Annotated in this window: 19 protein-coding genes; 11 read left to right on the top strand and 8 right to left on the bottom strand. The window is 35.6% G+C overall.

What is annotated here, in order from left to right:
- Window positions 1–6: 6 nt before the first annotated feature.
- Window positions 7–519, bottom strand: coding sequence for a DUF2480 family protein (locus B5X62_RS14195; protein WP_079668145.1), 513 nt, complete (start codon window positions 517–519; stop codon window positions 7–9).
- Between the two features lie 101 nt (window positions 520–620).
- On the opposite strand from B5X62_RS14195, the gene lpxB reads away from it, so the two are divergent.
- The 5 genes from lpxB to B5X62_RS14170 all read left to right on the top strand — a co-directional run bounded on the left by lpxB (window position 621) and on the right by B5X62_RS14170 (window position 7171).
- Window positions 621–1727, top strand: a complete 1107-nt coding sequence (gene lpxB / locus B5X62_RS14190) for a lipid-A-disaccharide synthase (protein WP_079668144.1) — start codon at window positions 621–623, stop codon at window positions 1725–1727.
- A gap of 64 nt (window positions 1728–1791) precedes the next feature.
- Window positions 1792–3576, top strand: a complete 1785-nt coding sequence (locus B5X62_RS14185; protein ID WP_079668143.1) for a ComEC/Rec2 family competence protein — start codon at window positions 1792–1794, stop codon at window positions 3574–3576.
- Between the two features lie 111 nt (window positions 3577–3687).
- Window positions 3688–4353, top strand: a complete 666-nt coding sequence (locus B5X62_RS14180; RefSeq protein ID WP_079668142.1) for a succinate dehydrogenase cytochrome b subunit — start codon at window positions 3688–3690, stop codon at window positions 4351–4353.
- A 13-nt stretch (window positions 4354–4366) separates the two neighbouring features.
- Window positions 4367–6379, top strand: a complete 2013-nt coding sequence (locus tag B5X62_RS14175) for a fumarate reductase/succinate dehydrogenase flavoprotein subunit (RefSeq protein ID WP_079668141.1) — start codon at window positions 4367–4369, stop codon at window positions 6377–6379.
- Window positions 6380–6403: 24 nt separating this feature from the next.
- Window positions 6404–7171, top strand: a complete 768-nt coding sequence (locus tag B5X62_RS14170; protein ID WP_079668140.1) for a succinate dehydrogenase/fumarate reductase iron-sulfur subunit — start codon at window positions 6404–6406, stop codon at window positions 7169–7171.
- A gap of 143 nt (window positions 7172–7314) precedes the next feature.
- Here the strand turns inward: B5X62_RS14170 and B5X62_RS14165 are convergent, their stop codons facing one another.
- Both B5X62_RS14165 and B5X62_RS14160 read right to left on the bottom strand, forming a co-directional pair.
- The gene (locus tag B5X62_RS14165; RefSeq protein WP_079668139.1) at window positions 7315–8889 is read right to left on the bottom strand and encodes a GMC family oxidoreductase N-terminal domain-containing protein; all 1575 of its coding nucleotides are present in this window, start codon (window positions 8887–8889) and stop codon (window positions 7315–7317) included.
- A gap of 32 nt (window positions 8890–8921) precedes the next feature.
- Entirely contained in the window at window positions 8922–9656 is a 735-nt protein-coding gene (locus B5X62_RS14160) for an SDR family NAD(P)-dependent oxidoreductase (RefSeq protein WP_079668138.1), read from the bottom strand.
- Between the two features lie 97 nt (window positions 9657–9753).
- On the opposite strand from B5X62_RS14160, the gene aroC reads away from it, so the two are divergent.
- The 4 genes from aroC (at window position 9754) to B5X62_RS14140 (ending at window position 12613) form a co-directional block, all read left to right on the top strand.
- Window positions 9754–10815 carry a chorismate synthase gene (gene aroC, locus B5X62_RS14155; RefSeq protein WP_079668137.1) on the top strand — a complete coding sequence of 354 codons (1062 nt, stop codon included), beginning with the start codon at window positions 9754–9756 and terminating at the stop codon, window positions 10813–10815.
- Window positions 10816–10887: 72 nt separating this feature from the next.
- Window positions 10888–11454: a thioredoxin family protein gene (locus B5X62_RS14150; protein WP_079668136.1), complete on the top strand. Its 567-nt coding sequence runs from the start codon at window positions 10888–10890 to the stop codon at window positions 11452–11454.
- Window positions 11455–11637: 183 nt separating this feature from the next.
- A complete protein-coding gene (locus B5X62_RS14145; protein ID WP_245797205.1) occupies window positions 11638–12195 on the top strand; it encodes a TlpA family protein disulfide reductase in 558 nt (185 codons plus the stop codon).
- Window positions 12196–12268: 73 nt separating this feature from the next.
- A complete protein-coding gene (locus B5X62_RS14140; RefSeq protein ID WP_079668135.1) occupies window positions 12269–12613 on the top strand; it encodes a YkvA family protein in 345 nt (114 codons plus the stop codon).
- Between the two features lie 60 nt (window positions 12614–12673).
- Here the strand turns inward: B5X62_RS14140 and B5X62_RS14135 are convergent, their stop codons facing one another.
- From B5X62_RS14135 to B5X62_RS14125, 3 genes are all read right to left on the bottom strand, one after another.
- Window positions 12674–12931 (bottom strand): NifU family protein, encoded by a 258-nt coding sequence (locus tag B5X62_RS14135; protein WP_079668207.1) that lies wholly within the window; start codon window positions 12929–12931, stop codon window positions 12674–12676.
- Window positions 12932–12936: 5 nt separating this feature from the next.
- Entirely contained in the window at window positions 12937–14037 is a 1101-nt protein-coding gene (locus B5X62_RS14130; RefSeq protein ID WP_079668134.1) for an Mrp/NBP35 family ATP-binding protein, read from the bottom strand.
- Between the two features lie 93 nt (window positions 14038–14130).
- Window positions 14131–15663 (bottom strand): dicarboxylate/amino acid:cation symporter, encoded by a 1533-nt coding sequence (locus tag B5X62_RS14125; RefSeq protein WP_079668133.1) that lies wholly within the window; start codon window positions 15661–15663, stop codon window positions 14131–14133.
- A 157-nt stretch (window positions 15664–15820) separates the two neighbouring features.
- Between B5X62_RS14125 and B5X62_RS14120 the strand changes: the two genes are divergently transcribed.
- Both B5X62_RS14120 and B5X62_RS14115 read left to right on the top strand, forming a co-directional pair.
- A complete protein-coding gene (locus B5X62_RS14120; protein WP_079668132.1) occupies window positions 15821–16654 on the top strand; it encodes a UDP-2,3-diacylglucosamine diphosphatase in 834 nt (277 codons plus the stop codon).
- Window positions 16651–17631: a glycosyltransferase family protein gene (locus B5X62_RS14115; RefSeq protein WP_079668131.1), complete on the top strand. Its 981-nt coding sequence runs from the start codon at window positions 16651–16653 to the stop codon at window positions 17629–17631. The genes B5X62_RS14120 and B5X62_RS14115 overlap by 4 nt, the downstream gene beginning before the upstream one ends.
- Window positions 17632–17680: 49 nt before the next feature.
- On the opposite strand, the gene B5X62_RS14110 is transcribed toward B5X62_RS14115, so the two are convergent.
- Together B5X62_RS14110 and B5X62_RS14105 are read right to left on the bottom strand one after the other, a co-directional pair.
- Window positions 17681–18097, bottom strand: coding sequence for an SH3 domain-containing protein (locus B5X62_RS14110; protein ID WP_079668130.1), 417 nt, complete (start codon window positions 18095–18097; stop codon window positions 17681–17683).
- Window positions 18098–18103: 6 nt separating this feature from the next.
- Window positions 18104–18583 carry a BON domain-containing protein gene (locus B5X62_RS14105; RefSeq protein WP_079668129.1) on the bottom strand — a complete coding sequence of 160 codons (480 nt, stop codon included), beginning with the start codon at window positions 18581–18583 and terminating at the stop codon, window positions 18104–18106.
- Window positions 18584–18892: the final 309 nt, after the last annotated feature.

The raw sequence follows: 18892 nt of genomic DNA, 5'->3' as shown, positions 1-18892 counted from the left end.
TTTGTTTTAGTTTTTAAAAATAGGAACATTGCTACAAGCTTCGCCAAACATCAACGATTTAACCATTGGTTTTAGTTGTTCAACCAATTCGATGTAGGCGTTATTCGGCATATCAACGTCGGAGCAACCTTTTACAAGAACGCGCTTGTCTTTTAGTTCAGAGTAATCGTAAGTTTTAATGGCATTGTGCATCAACAGAACATTAAGATCTTCTAAATTCCCAAAAACCACTTTTTTAGTTGTATCTGTTAATTTTGCAGCAATTAAAAAATAAGCCCACAACGGAATTATTACATCTTCAGAGCAATAGATGTATACGTAAGCATCGCGATAATCTTCAGGATTTATATTTTCTATTTTTTCACGATAATCTTTCTCGCGAAGGATAAGACCTTCATATAAAAAGTTTTTTAGGTCGATTCCTATTTTTTTGCCTTTCGGCATCAAAGACGATAAATCAAAATTTACCAAACTCGTATTTTCTGCAACTTTATTTCTGATTTCGAATTCTTCTGACATGATATTATTTTTATCTTTACAACAAATTTACTTCAAATAATTGATTTTTGATTCATGTTAAAAAGAATCTGAAATCTAAATTCTAAAACCTCAATTCTACTTTGAAATACTACATTATAGCAGGTGAAGCCTCTGGCGATTTGCACGCAAGCAACCTTATGAAAGCCTTGAAAGAAAAAGACCCAAACGCTGATTTTAGATTTTGGGGTGGCGATTTGATGGCAGCGCAAGGTGGACAAATGGTGAAACATTATCGCGATCTTGCTTTTATGGGATTTTTAGAAGTGGTTCAGAACTTAGGGACGATTCTCAAAAATATTAAATTTTGTAAAAAAGATATTGCGAGTTATAAACCAGATGTTTTGGTTTTGGTCGATTATCCAGGTTTTAATCTCCGAATTGCAAAATTTGCAAAATCTTTAGGAATTCGTGTTGTATATTATATTTCGCCACAACTTTGGGCATGGAAAGAAGGCCGTGTCGAAACCATCAAAAAATATGTTGACGACATGATGGTTATTCTTCCTTTTGAAAAGGATTTTTATAAAAAACATCAGGTGGATGCACATTTTGTTGGACATCCGTTGTTAGATGCAATCTCGGACTTACAACCAGTTGATGTAGAATTATTTAAGTCTGAAAATAAGCTCAATCAACAACCGATTATTGCGCTACTTCCTGGTAGTCGTGAGCAAGAAGTTGTCAAAATGTTAGAATTGATGTTGTCTGTTCGTCCTTATTTTAAAGATTATCAATTTGTTATAGCGGGTGCGCCGAGCTTGCCGAAGTCTTTTTATGAGCAATTTGTAGACGCTGATGTTCATTTTGTATCGAACAAAACTTATGATTTGTTGCGCTGTTCGGAAGCCGCTTTGGTAACGTCTGGGACTGCGACTTTAGAAACGGCGCTTCTCAATACACCAGAAGTTGTGTGTTACAGAAGTAGTAAAATCTCTTATGAAATCGCAAAACGCCTTGTCAAACATATTAAATATATCTCTTTAGTCAATTTGATTATGGATCGCGAAGTTGTTACGGAGTTGATTCAAGATGATCTTAACACGACGAATTTGGTTAAAGAATTGAACAAAATTTTAACAGGAAAAGAGCGTGGCATTATGCTTTCGGATTATACCGAACTACGAAAAAAGCTTGGCGGAAAAGGAGCAAGTCAACATGCTGCGGATGTGATACTTAACATAAAATAATTTTTATTTTTTCGTTACAAAAATTCATTACTTTTAGTTTAAACAAAAATTAAAACGATGAATCATGTCTCGCCAGCCACTTTTTGCAACGCTGTTGGCATTTTGTCTTGGAATTTTACTTCAAGATAAAATTGGTTTTGAGATTTGGATCGGGCTTCTGTTTTTTATAGTTTTTACATTAATAATTCTTTTTTCTTTTATTTTTAAAAATGCATTCCTCGTTAAATTTCGAAGTGTATTTTTACCTTTAAGTTTCTTTGGTTTCGGTTGTTTAGTTCATTATTTCAATGTTTCTGATTATCAAAAATTAAGTTTAAACGGAAAACACGAAACGCTTTTTCAAATTGAGAAAAAACTTAATTCCAACGAAAAGTATAGAAAGTATCAAGCGAAAATATCGAAGATTGATCATCACAATTCGTCGATTTCTATCGTTTTACAAATTCCCAAAAATGCTTTAGAATTAGATTTTAAACACGTTTATAAATCCAATCTTTATTTTTCTGAATTAAAATCGCCGCGCTACGATTTTCAATTTGATTATCCAAAATATCTTGAGCGTCAAAAAGTTTCTGGTTTGGCTTTCGCTAATGAAAATATTTTGCAAGCTTCAAAACAACAAGTTTCTTTTGCGGACAAAATCAAACAAAAACGTTTGAAAGTTTTGCAAAGAATAAATAGCTCGCAACTCAATTCTCGTCACAAAGAGTTTCTGAAAGGAATCATCCTCGCTGACCGAACTGGGATGGACGAAGTTACGGTTTCGGATTTTAATAAGTCTGGATTGGTGCATCTTTTAGCGATTTCTGGATCGCACATGTTGATCATTTTTTGGTTAATTCTGTTGAGTTCTAAAACTGCTTTTCCTGTTAAATGGCGGAAAGTTGCGATTTGCATGGCTTTAGTCGGTATTTGGTGCTTTGCAATTTTTATTGACTATGGAAGTTCTGTCGTTAGATCATGTTTGATGATTAGTTTTTATTATGTGACAAAACTTTTGAATCGCCCTCCTAATCTCGTTCATTCGATGGCGTTGTCAGCTTTTGTTATTTTGATTTGGGATTCTCAACAGATTTTCGATGTCGGTTTTCAGTTGAGTTATGTTGCAGTTTTTGGGATTTATTGGCTTAATCAACCAATTATAAAATGTTTTCCAGAACGAAATAATGTTATTTATAAGTTTTTGTTAGCGATTTTTAGTTTGTCACTTTCGGCGCAATTAGCGACTTTGCCATTGGTTTTATATTACTTTCATCAATACTCTTTGGTATCAATTCTTGCAAACTTATGCATTATTCCGTTTTCAGAAATTATTATCATTTTCTCTTTATTGATGGTGGTTTTGTTTGCTTTTAATATTGAATTTAGTTGGCTAGATTTTGTCTATGATTGGTTTGTAAAATATTTATTGAAAGCCATACATTGGTTTGCAGATTTTGATGTTTTATTTTTTAAAGATATTGGGTTTAACCTTGCAGAAGTTGCTGCAGTTTTTATAATTCTGTATTATTTCCGTTTTGTTTTAGTTAAGCGAAATTTGAAATATGTAATCAATTTCTGTTTCAGTATTTTGCTATTTTTAGGAATAAGACTTGGTTTTACTTTTTATCAATTTCAAAAAGATGAAAGTTTAGAAATAGCTTCATTTAAAAATAAAACTGTTTTAATAAAGGAAAAGTCACAGGTTTTTGTAATAACGAAAGATGATACTGACATCTCAAAAACTGAAAAATTTCTTATAGATCCTTATTTAGCTTCATCGCGAGCTACAAAATATCATTTAATAAAAGTGCCTAAAGACAATGTTGGATTCACCTATCGTGGAAAATTTTACAAATTGAATGATTAGTCGAATTAATTATTTAGAAAGATTATAAACTACTAAATTGTGACATTTCTCAATAGGCTTCCTATTAACATTTTTTTAACTTTGTGCGTATTCAAAAAATAAAATTAGATTATGGCAGGATTTTCATCTTCGATAGGAAGAAAATATGCAATGGCACTATCGGCGTTTTTTTTGCTGGTTTTCTTGGTGATGCACCTTTTCACGAATATGCTATCTGTATTTAGTGTAAATGGTTTTAATCAGGCATCTTATTTTATGGGTTATAATCCATTCATTCAATATTTGATGCAGCCTATTTTGATTTTTGCGGTGTTTTTCCATTTTATTATGGGATTCATTTTAGAAGCAAAAAACAACAAGGCGAGACCTGTAAAGTATGACGTTAACGGCGCTGCTGCTAACTCTTCTTGGATGTCTAGAAATATGATTATTTCTGGATTGGTTATTTTAGCTTTCTTAGGGCTACACATGTACGATTTTTGGTTCCACGAGATCAATCACAAGTACATTCAAGGGAATATTGATGACATTGGAACAGATAGATTCTGGATCGAATTGCATGAGAAATTTGCTGACCCAATTAAAGTTGTTATTTATGTGGTAGCTTTCATTTTGTTAGGTTTACACTTGGCTCACGGTTTCCAATCGGCATTCCAATCAGTTGGTGCAAGACATCCAAAGTACACGCCATTTATTAAGGCATTCGGAACTTGGTATTCTATACTAATTCCAGCAGGATTTATCCTAATTGCTATTTATCATTTTGTAACTCAATAATATCATAAAGAGAATGAGTAATTTAGATTCTAAAATTCCAGCAGGTCCTCTTAAAGACAAGTGGAGTAATCATAAAGACCATATGAACCTTGTTGCGCCTAACAACCGTGATAAAATTGATATTATTGTTGTTGGTACAGGATTAGCAGGTGGTTCTGCTGCAGCTACTTTAGCTGAACAAGGTTATAACGTAAAAGCATTTTGTTATCAGGATTCTCCAAGAAGAGCACACTCTATTGCTGCTCAAGGAGGTATTAACGCTGCTAAAAATTATCAAGGTGACGGTGACTCTATCTATAGATTGTTCTACGATACTATTAAAGGAGGTGACTACCGTGCAAGAGAGGCAAACGTATATCGTTTAGCTGAGGTTTCAGGAAATATTATCGACCAATGTGTATCACAAGGTGTTCCTTTTGGACGTGATTACGGAGGTCAGTTAGATAACCGTTCTTTCGGTGGGGTTCAGGTTAAAAGAACATTCTACGCAAAAGGACAAACTGGTCAACAGTTGTTATTAGGTGCATATTCTGCAATGAGCCGTCAAATCGGTAAAGGTAGAATTAAAATGTACAACCGTCACGAGATGTTAGATCTTGTAATTGTTGATGGTAAAGCAAGAGGAATTATCGCAAGAAACCTTGTAACTGGTGAAATCGAAAGACATTCTGCACACGCAGTTGTTATCGCTTCTGGAGGTTATGGTAACGTATATTTCTTATCGACAAATGCGATGGGATCGAACGTTTCTGCAGCTTGGAAAATTCACAAAAAAGGAGCGTATTTCGCAAACCCTTGTTATGTTCAAATTCACCCGACTTGTATTCCAGTTCATGGGACGCAACAATCAAAATTAACTTTGATGTCAGAATCTCTTAGAAACTCAGGAAGAATCTGGGTTCCTAAAAACATTGAAGATTCAGTTGCCATCAGAGAAGGTAAGAAAAAAGCAAAAGATATCCCTGAAGCGGACAGAGATTATTACTTAGAGAGAAGATATCCTGCGTTCGGTAACTTGGTACCGAGAGACGTAGCTTCTAGAGCTGGTAAAGAAAGATGTGATGCTGGTTACGGTATCGAAAATAACGACACTAAAGAAGGTGTATTCTTAGATTTCTCAACAGAAATCATGAAAAAAGGTAGAGAAGCTGCTATCGAAAAGCATATTCACAATCCTTCAGAACAACAAATCTACGATCTTGGTAAGGCTTGGATTGAGGAAAAATATGGTAACCTTTTCGTAATGTACGAGAAAATTACTGCAGACAACCCTTATGAAACGCCAATGAAGATTTATCCAGCAGTTCACTACACAATGGGTGGTGTTTGGGTTGATTATAACTTACAATCTACAATCCCTGGATGTTTCGTAATCGGTGAAGCTAACTTCTCAGATCACGGTGCTAACAGACTTGGTGCTTCTGCTTTGATGCAAGGTTTGGCAGACGGATATTTCGTATTGCCTTATACAATCGCAGATTATCTTTCTGCAGACATCAGAACTGGAGCTATCCCAACAGATTCTGCAGCTTTTGAAGCAACAGAAAAAGATGTTAAAGATAGAATCGATTATTTATTGAACAATAAAGGAACGCATTCTGTAGATCATTTCCATAAACAATTAGGACACATTATGTGGAATAAAGTAGGTATGGGAAGAACGCCAGAAGGCCTTAGAGAAGCGATTAAAGAAATCGAAGAAGTAAGAGATGATTTCTGGAAGAATGTAAAAGTACCTGGTTCTAACGATGAGATGAACCCAGAATTGGAAAAAGCACTTCGTGTGGCTGATTTCCTTGAGCTTGGTCAATTGATGGCTATCGATGCGCTTAACAGAAACGAATCTTGTGGAGGACACTTCCGTGAAGATCATGCAACACCTGATGGAGAAGCAGAACGTGATGACGTTAACTATAAGTATGTTGCTGCTTGGCAATATAACGGTCCAAATATTAACGACGAAGTAATGCACAAAGAAGACCTTGTGTACGATAACATCGAAGTTAAAACAAGAAGTTACAAATAATCTCCAACCAATAAATATAAAATTATGAGTGCAAAAAAAGGCTTAAATCTTACGCTGAAAATTTGGAGACAAAAAAATAATAAATCCAAAGGTCAATTTGAGACCTATAAAATATCTGACGTTTCTACAGATTCTTCTTTCTTGGAAATGTTAGACATTCTAAACGAGAATTTAATTAACGAAGGTAAAGAACCAGTAGCTTTCGACCACGACTGTCGTGAGGGTATTTGCGGTATGTGTTCTCTTTACATCAACGGTCGTGCGCACGGTCCAGATACAGGTATCACTACTTGTCAGCTGCACATGCGTCACTTCAAAGATGGAGAAACTATCGTTATCGAACCTTGGAGAAGTGCGGCTTTCCCAGTAATCAAAGACTTGGTTGTGGATAGAAGTGCTTTCGATAGAGTAATGGCAGCAGGTGGTTTCATTTCTGTTAACACTTCTGGTAGAACGACGGATGCTAACAATATTTTGGTTCCAAAAGAAGATTCAGACAGAGCAATGGATGCTGCGGCTTGTATCGGATGTGGAGCTTGTGTAGCAACATGTAAAAACGGTTCTGCAATGCTTTTCGTTGGAGCAAAAGTTTCTCAATACGCTTTATTACCGCAAGGTCAAGTAGAAGCGAAGAGAAGAGTTCTAAACATGGTTACGGCTATGGACGAAGAAGGATTCGGAAACTGTTCTAACACTGGTGCTTGTGAAGTAGAGTGTCCGAAAGGAATTTCTCTAGAAAACATCGCAAGAATGAACAGAGAATATATGTCTGCTTTTGTTGATAAAGGATAAAAGTATGAACTTATAAGGCTTTTCAGCTTAAATAAATTAAAAATCAGATTAGATATCTTTCTAATCTGATTTTTTTTTCGAAATAAAATAATATTTAAATCTAAAATCAATGCAACTTTAAAATAGACACTTCAAAAAAAAAATTACCCAAAAGCCTTCTCCTTTAACAAATTCTCCATGCAATATTCTACCAAGGCTGTGATTGTAAGAAATGGATTAACTCCAATACTCGCAGGAATTAACGAGCCATCCAAAACAAAAAGATTCTTGTGGTTTTTTAATTGTCCGAATTCCGTGGTTGCTTTTCCTAAAACAACACCACCCAAAGGATGATAACAAACATCATAACCTAAACCGTTATGAAAAAGCATGTGACTTCGAGTTCCGCCGTTTACTTTATTCATTTTACGGAGGAAAAATTTTGCATTTACTTCCATTTTAGAAGTATTTTTCCGTGACCAATCTAAAACGAGTTTTTTCGTTGAAGCATCAAAACTCACACTTCCTGGTTGATCAACTTTATTAATCATCAAATACAAAGCGGTCGCAACATTCATTCCCATCGGAAGTGGCGCCAATTCAGCGAAAAAAGTATGTTTAGGATCATCCCAATTGTCAATTCCACCAACGGGAATCGTCGAATGTTGAAATCCCAAACCTCCTGAAAAGGCTTTCACCCAGTTTCGTCCCGTCATAAAATTCCCGTTGTTTCCCCAATGTTTTCCGACTTCTTCGTTAAGTTGCAAACCGTTTTCAGCATGAGATTTTAAAAGCAACTCTAAAGTTCCCATCGTTCCAGCAGCCAAAATTAGTTGTTGACAATTCATCAATTTTTTAGCAACGATTTGTCCAGAAGTATCAATTAGATGAACTTCTAAACAATAACCTTCGTTTTCATTTTTAATATTTTGAACTGAATGTAAATCCAAAATTTCTAAATTTCCAGTTGCTACAGCCTTTTTTAGATAGGTTTTATCCAAAGAATTTTTTCCGTGATTATTTCCGTAAATCACTTCTCCATCCAATGCAGACCTTGGAACTTCATTTCGATATTCTTTTTCCATGTAGTCAAAATCATAGACATTGGGAACCCGAATGGTTTTAAAACCTGCTTTGCGAGCTTCTGCTTCACCAACTTTATTGAATTTATAGAACTTACAATCATTTAGAAATTCTTCGCGGGCAACATTTACTTTCAATTCTTGTTGTGCTTTCGGGAAATATTTATCAAAAAACAATTTACTATCCAAATTTGGAAAAATCTCTTCAAAATAATCTCGTTTCGGAAGAACCGCCATTCCACCGTTCACCAAAGAACCGCCACCAACGCCACGTCCAACCCAAATCTTAATATCCTTAAAATCCAATCGATCCAAAGCTCCCGTAAACGGTTCCAATGAAAATAGATTAAAAAAAGGCGCAATAGATTGCTTTTTTAACCAAGCTGCACTTTTACCAGGTTTTTGCATTTTAGAAAATGAAATTCCAGATTTCGCCCAATTCAAGCCCATTTCCAGCATACACACTTTCTTCCCAGCTTCGCATAAACGCAAAGCCGCAACGGCGCCACCGTAACCTGAACCAATGATAATAATTGGTCGATTTTCTTCGGTAGTTTCGATACTTGAAAATGAGTTGGCTAAAATATTTTGAGTTCCTAAAAAGAACAAAGCTCCAATTCCTAGAGCTGTGGTTTTAATGAAAGTTCCTCTATCCATGCGAAGAAACTTGCAAATTGCGTGCTATAAAGCTACGGAAGTTTAGCAACCAGGAATTCTGGTGACCATTTTAGAATTTGATAAATAAGTTTCCATTTCCAATTTGGGACGATGGTGAATGTATTTCCTGCTTCTACAATATGTTTTGCGACATATTCAGGTTCCATAATTAGGTTTTTATTCAACTCTAAACCTTCATTGATTTTTGTATTGATATAGCCGATTACCAGTGCATTCACTTTAATATTTCGATGTGCTAATTCTTGTCGAAGTCCCGCCAAATATTGTGTAAAAGCTGATTTTGTACTTCCATACACAAAATTGGATTTACGACCACGAACGCCTGAAAGTGACGACAAACCAATTATTCGTTCTAAATTATTATTACTTGAATCAAATGCGATAATATTTAAAATGGAAACCGCACCAGCATAATTGACCTTCATCATCTGAAAAGTAGCATCAAAATCATGAAATGCTTTTTCATTCTGAACTAAAAAACCAGCTGAATAAACAACAATATTGGGTTTTGTCGGAAGTTGATTATAAAAGTCTTGATGCGACGAAAAGTTGGCAGCATCGAAATACAACAATCGAATTTTCGATGAATCTAAATTATTTTCTCCTATAAATTTCTCAATTGAAGTCAAATCCCTCGAAGCCGCCATCACCTCAAAACCTTTTTGCAAATAAAGTTTCATCGCTTGTTTTGCAACATCGGAATTGGCTCCAAGAATAAGAACGGATTTTGAATTTGGCTTCATCATTTTGCAAAGATATTTGATTCTTTTTTAAAAGAAAATCTTACTGTAATTCTTTTCAGCGAAATATAAAAGGCATCCGAAAATTGCATAAATTTGTAGTATGTTCAATGTATTAGGAAACTTTTTGACGCTATCGTCTTTTGGTGAAAGCCATGGTGAAGCTTATGGCGGTGTAATCACCAATTTTCCGGCAGGCTTAGAACTAAATCTAGACGAAGTTCAGAAAGATTTGGATCGCAGAAAGCCCGGACAATCGGCGATTGTAACACAACGAAAAGAAAGCGACACAGTTCGTTTTCTATCAGGAATTTTTGATGGAAAATCAACAGGAACGCCCATTGGTTTTATTGTTGAAAACGAAAATCAACGTTCTAAAGATTACGATCATATTTCGGGCGCTTATCGTCCGAGTCACGCCGATTATACCTACGACCAAAAATATGGCATTCGCGATCATCGTGGCGGTGGAAAATCGTCTGCACGCGAAACACTAAATTGGGTGGTTGCAGGAAGTCTTGCAAAACAATTAATTCCCAATGTGGAAATTAACGCTTACGTGTCATCGGTTGGTGATATCTTTTGCGAAAAACCTTACCAAGCTCTAGACTTTTCTAAAACTGAAAGCAATATTGTGCGTTGTCCAGATGCAGAGACTGCCGAAAAAATGATTGAACGTATTAAAGAGGTTAAAAAAGAAGGCAACACGATTGGCGGTACGATAACTTGTGTTATTAAAAATGTACCTGCTGGTTGGGGCGAACCAATTTTTAACAAGTTACATGCAGAGCTTGGAAAAGCGATGTTAAACATTAACGCTTGCAAAGGTTTTGAATACGGAAGTGGATTTTGTGGTGCAAAAATGACAGGTAAAGAGCATAATGATCTTTTCAATGCGGATGGGACAACAAAGTCAAATCTTTCTGGAGGCATCCAAGGCGGTATTTCTAACGGAATGGACATCTATTTCCGAGTGGCTTTTAAGCCGATTGCGACGCTTCTTCGTCCACAAGAAAGCATCAACAAAGATGGCGAAATTGTCATTGTAGAAGGCAAAGGTCGTCACGATCCTTGCGTACTTCCACGTGCTGTACCAATTGTTGAAAGCCTCGCTGCTTTTGTATTGGCAGACATGTACATGATTAACAAAATACGTAGAATTTAATTCTTAAAATGTGATTTTTGTTACATTGAAATAGATTAATAAACTGGAAATTTGTAAGAAAGAAAAAAAGAAATGGAAATCAAAAAATACTGGGACAACGCGGTTGACTATAACGAATATCTAAGAGAAGCTGGCGAAAGATTGGGCAATCCAAAAGACGAGCAAGAAGCGGAATTTGGAGAATATTACCGACTTGGTATCCAACGTATGAACAGAATGTTCGAAAAGTATACGCCGAGTGAAGAAGATGTTGCGACTTTGGCAAAGAAAAACTTCCGTGGGAAAATCTTGATAATCTCTGAAGCTTGGTGTGGTGATGCTAGCCAAGTTATTCCGGTTGTAGTGAAGTTTTTCGAACAGTTTGATGTTAGAATTACGTATCGTGATCAAGAGCCATCTTTGATAGATTCGTTTTTAACGGATGGCGGAAAGTCTATTCCGATTGTTATTTTCTTGGACGAAAATCTTAACTACATTAATCATTGGGGACCAAGACCAAAACATGGAAAAGAGCTTTTGGAAAAGTATAAAGCTAATCCTGAGACGATGTCGAAAGATGACTTCTATGTAGAGTTACAAACTTATTATGCTAAAAATAGAGGAAAAGATACTGTTGAGGAATTGCTTCAACTGATCTAAATTTTTATAATTAAACGAAATCTGCGTGAGGGCGAAGTGCATTGTCGGAGCTCTTTATTATTGAACAGCAATGGAGCCTCGCGAAATTGCGTGAAATAATAAAAGCGACTGCACGTAGACCGACCCAATTTGGAGGCTGAAAATGCTGAAGGAAAATTGGGGCACGCCCAAATAATTTTTGATATGACTTTTTTGAAAAAGAATCTTGTCTATGTTATTCTGCTTGTTGTGGTTTTGATTTTTGCATTGGTAAAGCCGTTGCGAGAATTTGTTAGCGATCAATTTGGGATGACAGCAACTGTCGATAAAGTGGTGGCAGAAAGTAGTTTTGCGGATGAGGATTTTGATGTTGATCTAAAAGGGATGAATGTTCCTGATGCAAAGTTGAGCGACTATAAAGGTCAGATTGTTTTCCTTAATTTTTGGGGAACTTGGTGTGCGCCATGTCGTACAGAATGGCCGTCGATCGAAGCTTTGTACAAGTCTAAAAATCAGAAAGTTAAATTTGTTTTAATCGCGATGCAAGATAAGGAAGAGGCTGTCAAAAAATTTTTGGAAGAGAATAAATATACAGCGCCTGTCTATATTGCGCAAAGTCCATTGACGCCGAAAATGTTGCCTGATGTTTTCCCGACAACTTATGTTATTGGCAGAAATCTTCAGATTTTGAAGAAGGAAGATAGCACATTGGACTGGAACTCAGCAGATAGCCAAGCCTTTATTGATAGCGTAAGTAAATAATTTATAATTTGTTAAGATAGCATTGGAATGCTATTTGCAAATGTGATGATGAAAAAATTTTATTAAAACACCAATGAAATATTCTAAAATGAAACTTGCGCAAGAAGCCCTGAAACACAAAGGTTTATTGCAAAAAATACCAGCAGTCTATCGCATGATAAAAGCTTGGCGTAGCGGAAAATATAGTATGAAAATTACCGATATTTTGTTCCCTGCTTTGGCTTTGGTCTATGTTATATCTCCTATTGATATTATACCAGATTTTGTACCTTTTGTTGGGGCTTTGGATGATTTAGCCATTTTGGCTTTCGCAATCCCGATGCTTTTGAAAGAGGTGGACAAATACTTGATATGGGAATTTCAACAGAAAGATAAAAGCCCACAAGGTCAAATTGTTGACGCTGAGATTGTAGAATAAAAAATAACCGCCCGATAACTAAGTTATCGGGCGATTTTATATTAATCAAATATCCTTAGACTAGATGTCGTCGATATTGATAACTTCCAAAATCTCTGGAGCGTGTTGCTTAATCGTATTCTCAACACCCAACTTCATTGTAGAATGGCTTATGTGACAGTTAGAACAAGTCCCTAAAAGTTTTACAAAAGCTTTATTTTCTTTAACATCCACGAGTTCGATATCGCCACCATCTTTGTTAAGGAATGGACGAATACTTTCTAAAGCTTCCATCACTTTGGTTACCAATTCTTCGTGTGTTAGATTTGTGTTTTCCATACTCATTATTTTTTCTTCGGCGAGCATCCCGCCATTGTCGTGATTTTTACGGCTTCTGTTGCTGGCAGATTTTTATTTCTTTCAACAAGGCTTTCGATCATTTTTTGTGCTGTTTCTGTATAGATTGCAGCAATTTTAGAATCTTCTTGCAAAGCTGCTGGACGACCAACATCTCCCGCTTCTCTAATGCTTTGGATTAAAGGAATTTCTCCTAAAACAGGAATTCCTAAATCTTCCGCCATATATTGTGCACCTTGGTTACCAAAGATATAATATTTGTTATCTGGTAATTCTTCTGGTGTAAAGTACGCCATATTTTCGATAAGTCCAAGAACTGGAATATTAATACTTTCCATATTGAACATTGCGATACCTTTTCTAACATCTGCAAGTGCGATATGTTGCGGTGTACTCACGATAACTGCTCCTGTAACCGGAACTTCCTGAATAATAGATAAATGAATATCTCCTGTACCTGGAGGAAGATCGATTAATAAGAAATCTAACTCGCCCCAATTAGCGTCACGCAACATTTGGTTAAGCGCCTTACTCGCCATTGGACCTCTCCAAACAACTGCTTGGTTAGCACCTGAGAAGTATCCAATCGAAAGCATTTTAACACCGTAATTTTCGATAGGCTGCATGAGGTTCTTACCTTCAACTTCTACCGAAATTGGTTTTTGACCTTCAGTATCAAACATTGTTGGAACAGATGGACCATAGATGTCAGCATCCAAAATCCCAACTTTGAAACCCATTTTCGCCAAAGTTACCGCCAAGTTTGCAGAAACTGTAGATTTACCCACGCCGCCTTTACCAGAAGCTACAGCGATAATGTTTTTAATACCTTTAATTTCTTTACCCTTAATCTCAGGTTGAGCTGGTAATTCTGGAGAAGTGATTTTAAGTTTAAGTTGTGTTTCTTCACCAAACTCGGAAGCAAAAGCTTGCTTCATTGCCACTTCTAGTTTTTTCTTTTCGTGCATTGCAGGAGAATGCGCTACCATATCGATATATACGTCGTTACCCATAACATGAAGATTGGTAACTAAATCGTCTACTTCTATCTCTTTTAAAAAGCTTTGAACTCTTTCTTTCGTCAACATAAAATTTTGTTCTCTTTTATAAATACAAAAATACGGAAATTAAAACAATTTCCGTATTGATATAATGTTTGCTAACTATTCTTATAATAGAAATTAACTTTCTTGGGCAGCACCTTCTAGTTGTCCTTCCCATTTACTAACAGCAGACGTTGCTAGAGCATTTCCTAAAACATTGGTCATACTTCTTCCCATATCGCAGAAGTGGTCAATTGGTAAGATCAAAGCAATACCTTCTGGCGGAATACCAAACATAGAACAAGTTGCAACAATAATCACCAAACTCGCTCTTGGTACACCCGCAATCCCTTTACTGGTCAACATTAAAACCAAAAGCATAATTACTTGTTGTCCAATGCTCATATCGATACCGTAAATCTGTGCGATAAAAATCGAAGCAAATGTCATGTACATCATACTTCCATCTAGATTAAATGAATATCCTAATGGTAAAATAAATGATACAATTCTTTTATTACAACCAAATCTTTCTAATTCTTCAACTAATTTTGGAAAAACCGCTTCCGAACTTGTCGTTGAAAAAGCGATTAATAAAGGTTCTTTTATTCTTTTAATTAAATTAAATAATCTGTTTCCTAAAATTAAATAACCTACTAAAAGTAAAACCAGCCACAATACAGCAAGTGCAAAGAAGAAGTCTCGAAGATAGATGGCATATACCCAAAATATTTCGAAACCATTGGTTGCAACAACCGCTGCAATCGCTCCCAAAACGCCTAAAGGTGCAACCCACATAATGTAACCAACCATTTTCAAAATGGCGTGAGCACAGATGTCTAGAGCTTTTACGATTGGTTTGGTATATTCTTCACCCATTGCTGATAAAGCAATCCCAAACATTACTGAGAATACTACAATCTGTAAAACTTCATTGGTTGCAAATGCTTCGAATAAACTTTTGGGCACCACGTGATTTACAAATTGTTCTAGAGAAAGTCCATTGTGTGCGCTTTTCATCAATTCGCCTGCGGCTTCGGCAGCAGGTTTTTCAAGTTGCATCACTTTACCAGGTTCCATCCAATTGACTAAAATCAAACCAATTAATAATGAAACCAACGATGCACTAATAAACCACAACATAGCTTTTGTACCGACACGTCCAATCATTGCAATGTCACTCATCTTAGCAATACCAACAACTAAAGTGGTGAAAACCAACGGCGCAATAATCATCTGTACAAGTCGGATGAAAATTGTCCCTAGAAGTTTTATCATTTCAGAAAAAGAAGCGATATCATCTAGCGCGGTTACACGACCAGCATTTGATTTTTCCACCTTTTCTATTTGAACATCTTTTCCTTTAAGAACAGTCGGTTCAAAAATAGTTTTAGCGCCTTGACCAATAACTAGAAGATCTTGTCCTTGAAAAACTTTGGTAAGAGAATCTTTTTTTTGATCATTCTCTGCAATTAGAATTTTTTGACTGAAACTTTTACCATCACTAGTCTTAAATTTCACCTCGTCTTGTTGCGGATGTTTAGCATCGACAACTTCAGTATTAATACGGATAGTAGTCCCTCTTTCATACTTATTAACAATCCCACCGATGACCACACCGATGATTAAAGCAACGATAATGGCTATAAAAAGTTTGTTCTGTCCTTTCATAATATATTCTAATCTTGCAAATATAAAATTTTGAATCGAATAATATCCGATAATCAGCAGCTTGTTAACCTTGAAGCAACATAATCTTCCCAAATAAATAACAATCGGTTTACGTCCACGTAAAACTAAAATGCGTTTTTTGTAAAAATCTATTGCTATGACAAGAAATCCAGAAATTGTCGTAATCTCCGATATCCATCTCGGTACTTATGGTTGCAAAGCCAAAGAGTTGCACGCTTATCTTCAATCTATTAAACCAAAAATTTTAATATTAAATGGTGACATTATTGATGTTTGGCAGTTCAAAAAAAGTTACTTTCCGAAGTCGCATCTTAAAGTTGTTAAAAAGCTTATCAATTTTGCGACAAAAGGGACAAAAGTCTATTATATTACAGGAAATCATGACGAAAATTTCAGGAAGTTCACAGATTTAGAATTAGGAAATTTAAAACTTTGTAACAAACTAACAATGGACATTGACAACAAAAAAACATGGATTTTCCATGGTGATGTTTTTGATGCGTCGGTTCAACATTCTAAATGGATTGCGAAACTTGGTGGCAAAGGCTATGATCTTTTAATTCAGATTAATAATGTTGTCAATTGGATTTTAGTAAAAATGGGACGCGAAAAGTATTCATTTTCAAAAAAGATAAAAAACAACGTTAAAAAAGCAGTCAAATTTATTGGAGATTTTGAGTTAACTGCCTCAGAATTAGCCATCGAAAACGAATACGATTATGTTATTTGTGGACACATCCATCAACCTCAGATGCGCAAAGTTGTTACTAAAAAAGGGCGTTGCATTTATCTTAATTCTGGCGACTGGATCGAAAATCTTAGCGCTCTCGAATATGAAAATGGCGAATGGAAAATCGTCTATTTTGATGATATTAAAGAAGAACTAAATGCAAATTCTACAAGCGAGGACGAAGAACTTGTTGATTTGCAAATTGCAGATATTATCCAATTAAAAAATATTGCAATATGAAACTCCTTTACGCATTGCAAGGCACAGGAAATGGACATATTGCAAGAGCACAAGAGATTGTCCCAATTTTGAAAAAATATGCTTTGGTTGACGTGTTAATCAGCGGACATCAAAGTCAATTAAAACCAAAAATCGACATCGATTATCGTTTTAAAGGCATTTCTTTACTTTATGATAACCATGGCGGTTTGTCTTACAATCAGACTTTGTTTAAGAACAATTATTGTAAAGCGGTTAAACTCATCAAAAACTTTAATCTAGACAATTACGACTTGATTATCAATGATTTTGAGCCGATAACTGCTTGGGCAGCAAAACTAAAACATCATCAAATAATTGCGTTAAGTCATCAAGCTGCATTGTCTTTTCAGGGTGTTCCGAAACCAAGTCACAAAAGTTGGTTGGGCGAACAAATTTTAAAATACTATGCGCCTTGTAAGGAGAAAATTGGATTTCATTTTGAAGCTTTTCATCCCAATGTAAAAACGCCAGTTATCCGAAAAGAAATCAGATCGCTTGATGCCAAAGATGAAGGATTTTATTTGGTTTATTTACCAAGTTATTCGGACGAAGCTATTTATGAAACTTTATCAAAAATAGATGTCAACTGGAAAGTATTTTCGAAAAAGTCAAAAGATGCGTATCGAAAGAATAATGTAGAATTCTATCCGATTGATCAAAAAAAATTTATCAATGCTTTTACAAATTGTAGAGGAGTACTTTGTAATGCAGGTTTCGAAACACCAGCCGAAGCTTTATACCTTCACAAAAAGCTCTTTGTAATCCCAATTCATAATCAGTATGAACAAGCTTACAATGCTAGTTCTCTTAACAAACTTGGCATCGAAAGTTCGGATAAGTTATCGCTACAACTTCTGCAAGCTTGGGTCGAAGAAGATAAACACTTTACAGTCAATTATCCTGATAATATTGAAAATATTATCATCGAGAACATTCTTAAGAAAGTTCAAAAATAAAAAAACCTCCAAAAAAATTGGAGGTTCTTTTTTTATATAAGATTAAATCTTAAGCTTTTAAATATCTAGCATAAGCATAACCTTCTACACCATCAGCAGTTTTTACTTTCCACCAATCGTCAGAAGATTGCTCAACCAAAGTTACTGTAGAACCTTTAGCTGCTTTTCCTAGGATGCTAGCATCAGTAGAAGGCTCTTGACGGATATTAAGGTTAGACTCATCTGTTGCAACCGTTAAAGCCGCTCCAGCTGCCAAACCACTAACTTGAACATCAATATTGATATCAGTCGCAGTGTAGTTAGGATCAACAGCGCCTAAAGCATTCCAAATTGCATCTTTAGCTGCACTATTACTAGCACCACCTGTGATGTACAAAATACCATCTTGCTCTTGAATATTAAGGTCAGAAAGTCCCGCTCCTTGTGCTGCAGATACTACACCTGCATATTTATCTTGTAAACTCATAACTTCTTATTTAACTACAATTTTGTTATCGTATTTTCCAATTTTCAAAGCATCAACAGACTCTTTTACTTTTCTAGCATCAGCAGAAGAAGCAGTCCCTGTTAGTGTAAGAACACCAGCAACATCTTCAGCTTTAACACCTTTGATATCTTTAATTGCATCACTAACTTTTTGCAAAACTGCAGCATCAACAACGTTAACTTCCACAGCTGGTGTAGCAGGCGCTACAGTAGCCATATCGTGTACATCTTTAACACCTTCTACAGCTTTCAAAGCAGCAATAGCAGCATCTTTATCAGCTTGTGTAGCAAATACACCACTTAGATGTGCTTGTCCGTCCTTAACTTCAACAGTAGTTCCTGGATAAGTTGCAACTACAGTTGTAGCCTTACTTGTCAAATCCGCATCAGATACTTTTTTCTTACAAGAAACAGCAGTCATTGAAACCATCAAAGCCAAAGCTGCCATTTTAAGTGTTTTTTTCATAGGTATAAATAATTTATGTTTATCAAATGTAACGAAAAGAAACGAAATCCAACTTTATATACTGCTAAATTTTTCTTAAATATTTTATTAAATAAGCATTAAACTCACCTAGATTCAAAAGAAATAAAAAAATATAAAAGCTCACTTGAAACCTAGTTACAATTATTTTTAGTAGCTATTTCCCGCTTTCACTACTCGCTTTTTTGTGCTTGGCTTTTGGCCATTACTTACAAAAAGAGCTTCAAACCTAACGAAGTGGTTCGACGAAGTCAAACATGCCGTTCAATCGGGGCTAGGCTCTTTTAGTTA

Origin of the sequence: Soonwooa buanensis, from assembly GCF_900167905.1 — a bacterium.
GTDB lineage: Bacteria > Bacteroidota > Bacteroidia > Flavobacteriales > Weeksellaceae > Soonwooa > Soonwooa buanensis.
Note: the sequence above shows the minus strand (reverse complement) of the source record. Positions and strands in the feature narration are given on the sequence as shown.

What these genes read in the sequence shown, in the direction of transcription:
- B5X62_RS14195 (WP_079668145.1), bottom strand. Translation starts at nt 519, where the DNA reads ATGTCAGAAGAATTCGAAATCAGAAATAAAGTTGCAGAAAATACGAGT.
- B5X62_RS14185 (WP_079668143.1), top strand. Translation starts at nt 1,792, where the DNA reads ATGTCTCGCCAGCCACTTTTTGCAACGCTGTTGGCATTTTGTCTTGGA.
- B5X62_RS14180 (WP_079668142.1), top strand. Translation starts at nt 3,688, where the DNA reads ATGGCAGGATTTTCATCTTCGATAGGAAGAAAATATGCAATGGCACTA.
- B5X62_RS14175 (WP_079668141.1), top strand. Translation starts at nt 4,367, where the DNA reads ATGAGTAATTTAGATTCTAAAATTCCAGCAGGTCCTCTTAAAGACAAG.
- B5X62_RS14170 (WP_079668140.1), top strand. Translation starts at nt 6,404, where the DNA reads ATGAGTGCAAAAAAAGGCTTAAATCTTACGCTGAAAATTTGGAGACAA.
- B5X62_RS14165 (WP_079668139.1), bottom strand. Translation starts at nt 8,889, where the DNA reads ATGGATAGAGGAACTTTCATTAAAACCACAGCTCTAGGAATTGGAGCT.
- B5X62_RS14160 (WP_079668138.1), bottom strand. Translation starts at nt 9,656, where the DNA reads ATGATGAAGCCAAATTCAAAATCCGTTCTTATTCTTGGAGCCAATTCC.
- aroC (WP_079668137.1), top strand. Translation starts at nt 9,754, where the DNA reads ATGTTCAATGTATTAGGAAACTTTTTGACGCTATCGTCTTTTGGTGAA.
- B5X62_RS14150 (WP_079668136.1), top strand. Translation starts at nt 10,888, where the DNA reads ATGGAAATCAAAAAATACTGGGACAACGCGGTTGACTATAACGAATAT.
- B5X62_RS14145 (WP_245797205.1), top strand. Translation starts at nt 11,638, where the DNA reads ATGACTTTTTTGAAAAAGAATCTTGTCTATGTTATTCTGCTTGTTGTG.
- B5X62_RS14140 (WP_079668135.1), top strand. Translation starts at nt 12,269, where the DNA reads ATGAAATATTCTAAAATGAAACTTGCGCAAGAAGCCCTGAAACACAAA.
- B5X62_RS14135 (WP_079668207.1), bottom strand. Translation starts at nt 12,931, where the DNA reads ATGGAAAACACAAATCTAACACACGAAGAATTGGTAACCAAAGTGATG.
- B5X62_RS14130 (WP_079668134.1), bottom strand. Translation starts at nt 14,037, where the DNA reads ATGTTGACGAAAGAAAGAGTTCAAAGCTTTTTAAAAGAGATAGAAGTA.
- B5X62_RS14125 (WP_079668133.1), bottom strand. Translation starts at nt 15,663, where the DNA reads ATGAAAGGACAGAACAAACTTTTTATAGCCATTATCGTTGCTTTAATC.
- B5X62_RS14120 (WP_079668132.1), top strand. Translation starts at nt 15,821, where the DNA reads ATGACAAGAAATCCAGAAATTGTCGTAATCTCCGATATCCATCTCGGT.
- B5X62_RS14115 (WP_079668131.1), top strand. Translation starts at nt 16,651, where the DNA reads ATGAAACTCCTTTACGCATTGCAAGGCACAGGAAATGGACATATTGCA.
- B5X62_RS14110 (WP_079668130.1), bottom strand. Translation starts at nt 18,097, where the DNA reads ATGAGTTTACAAGATAAATATGCAGGTGTAGTATCTGCAGCACAAGGA.
- B5X62_RS14105 (WP_079668129.1), bottom strand. Translation starts at nt 18,583, where the DNA reads ATGAAAAAAACACTTAAAATGGCAGCTTTGGCTTTGATGGTTTCAATG.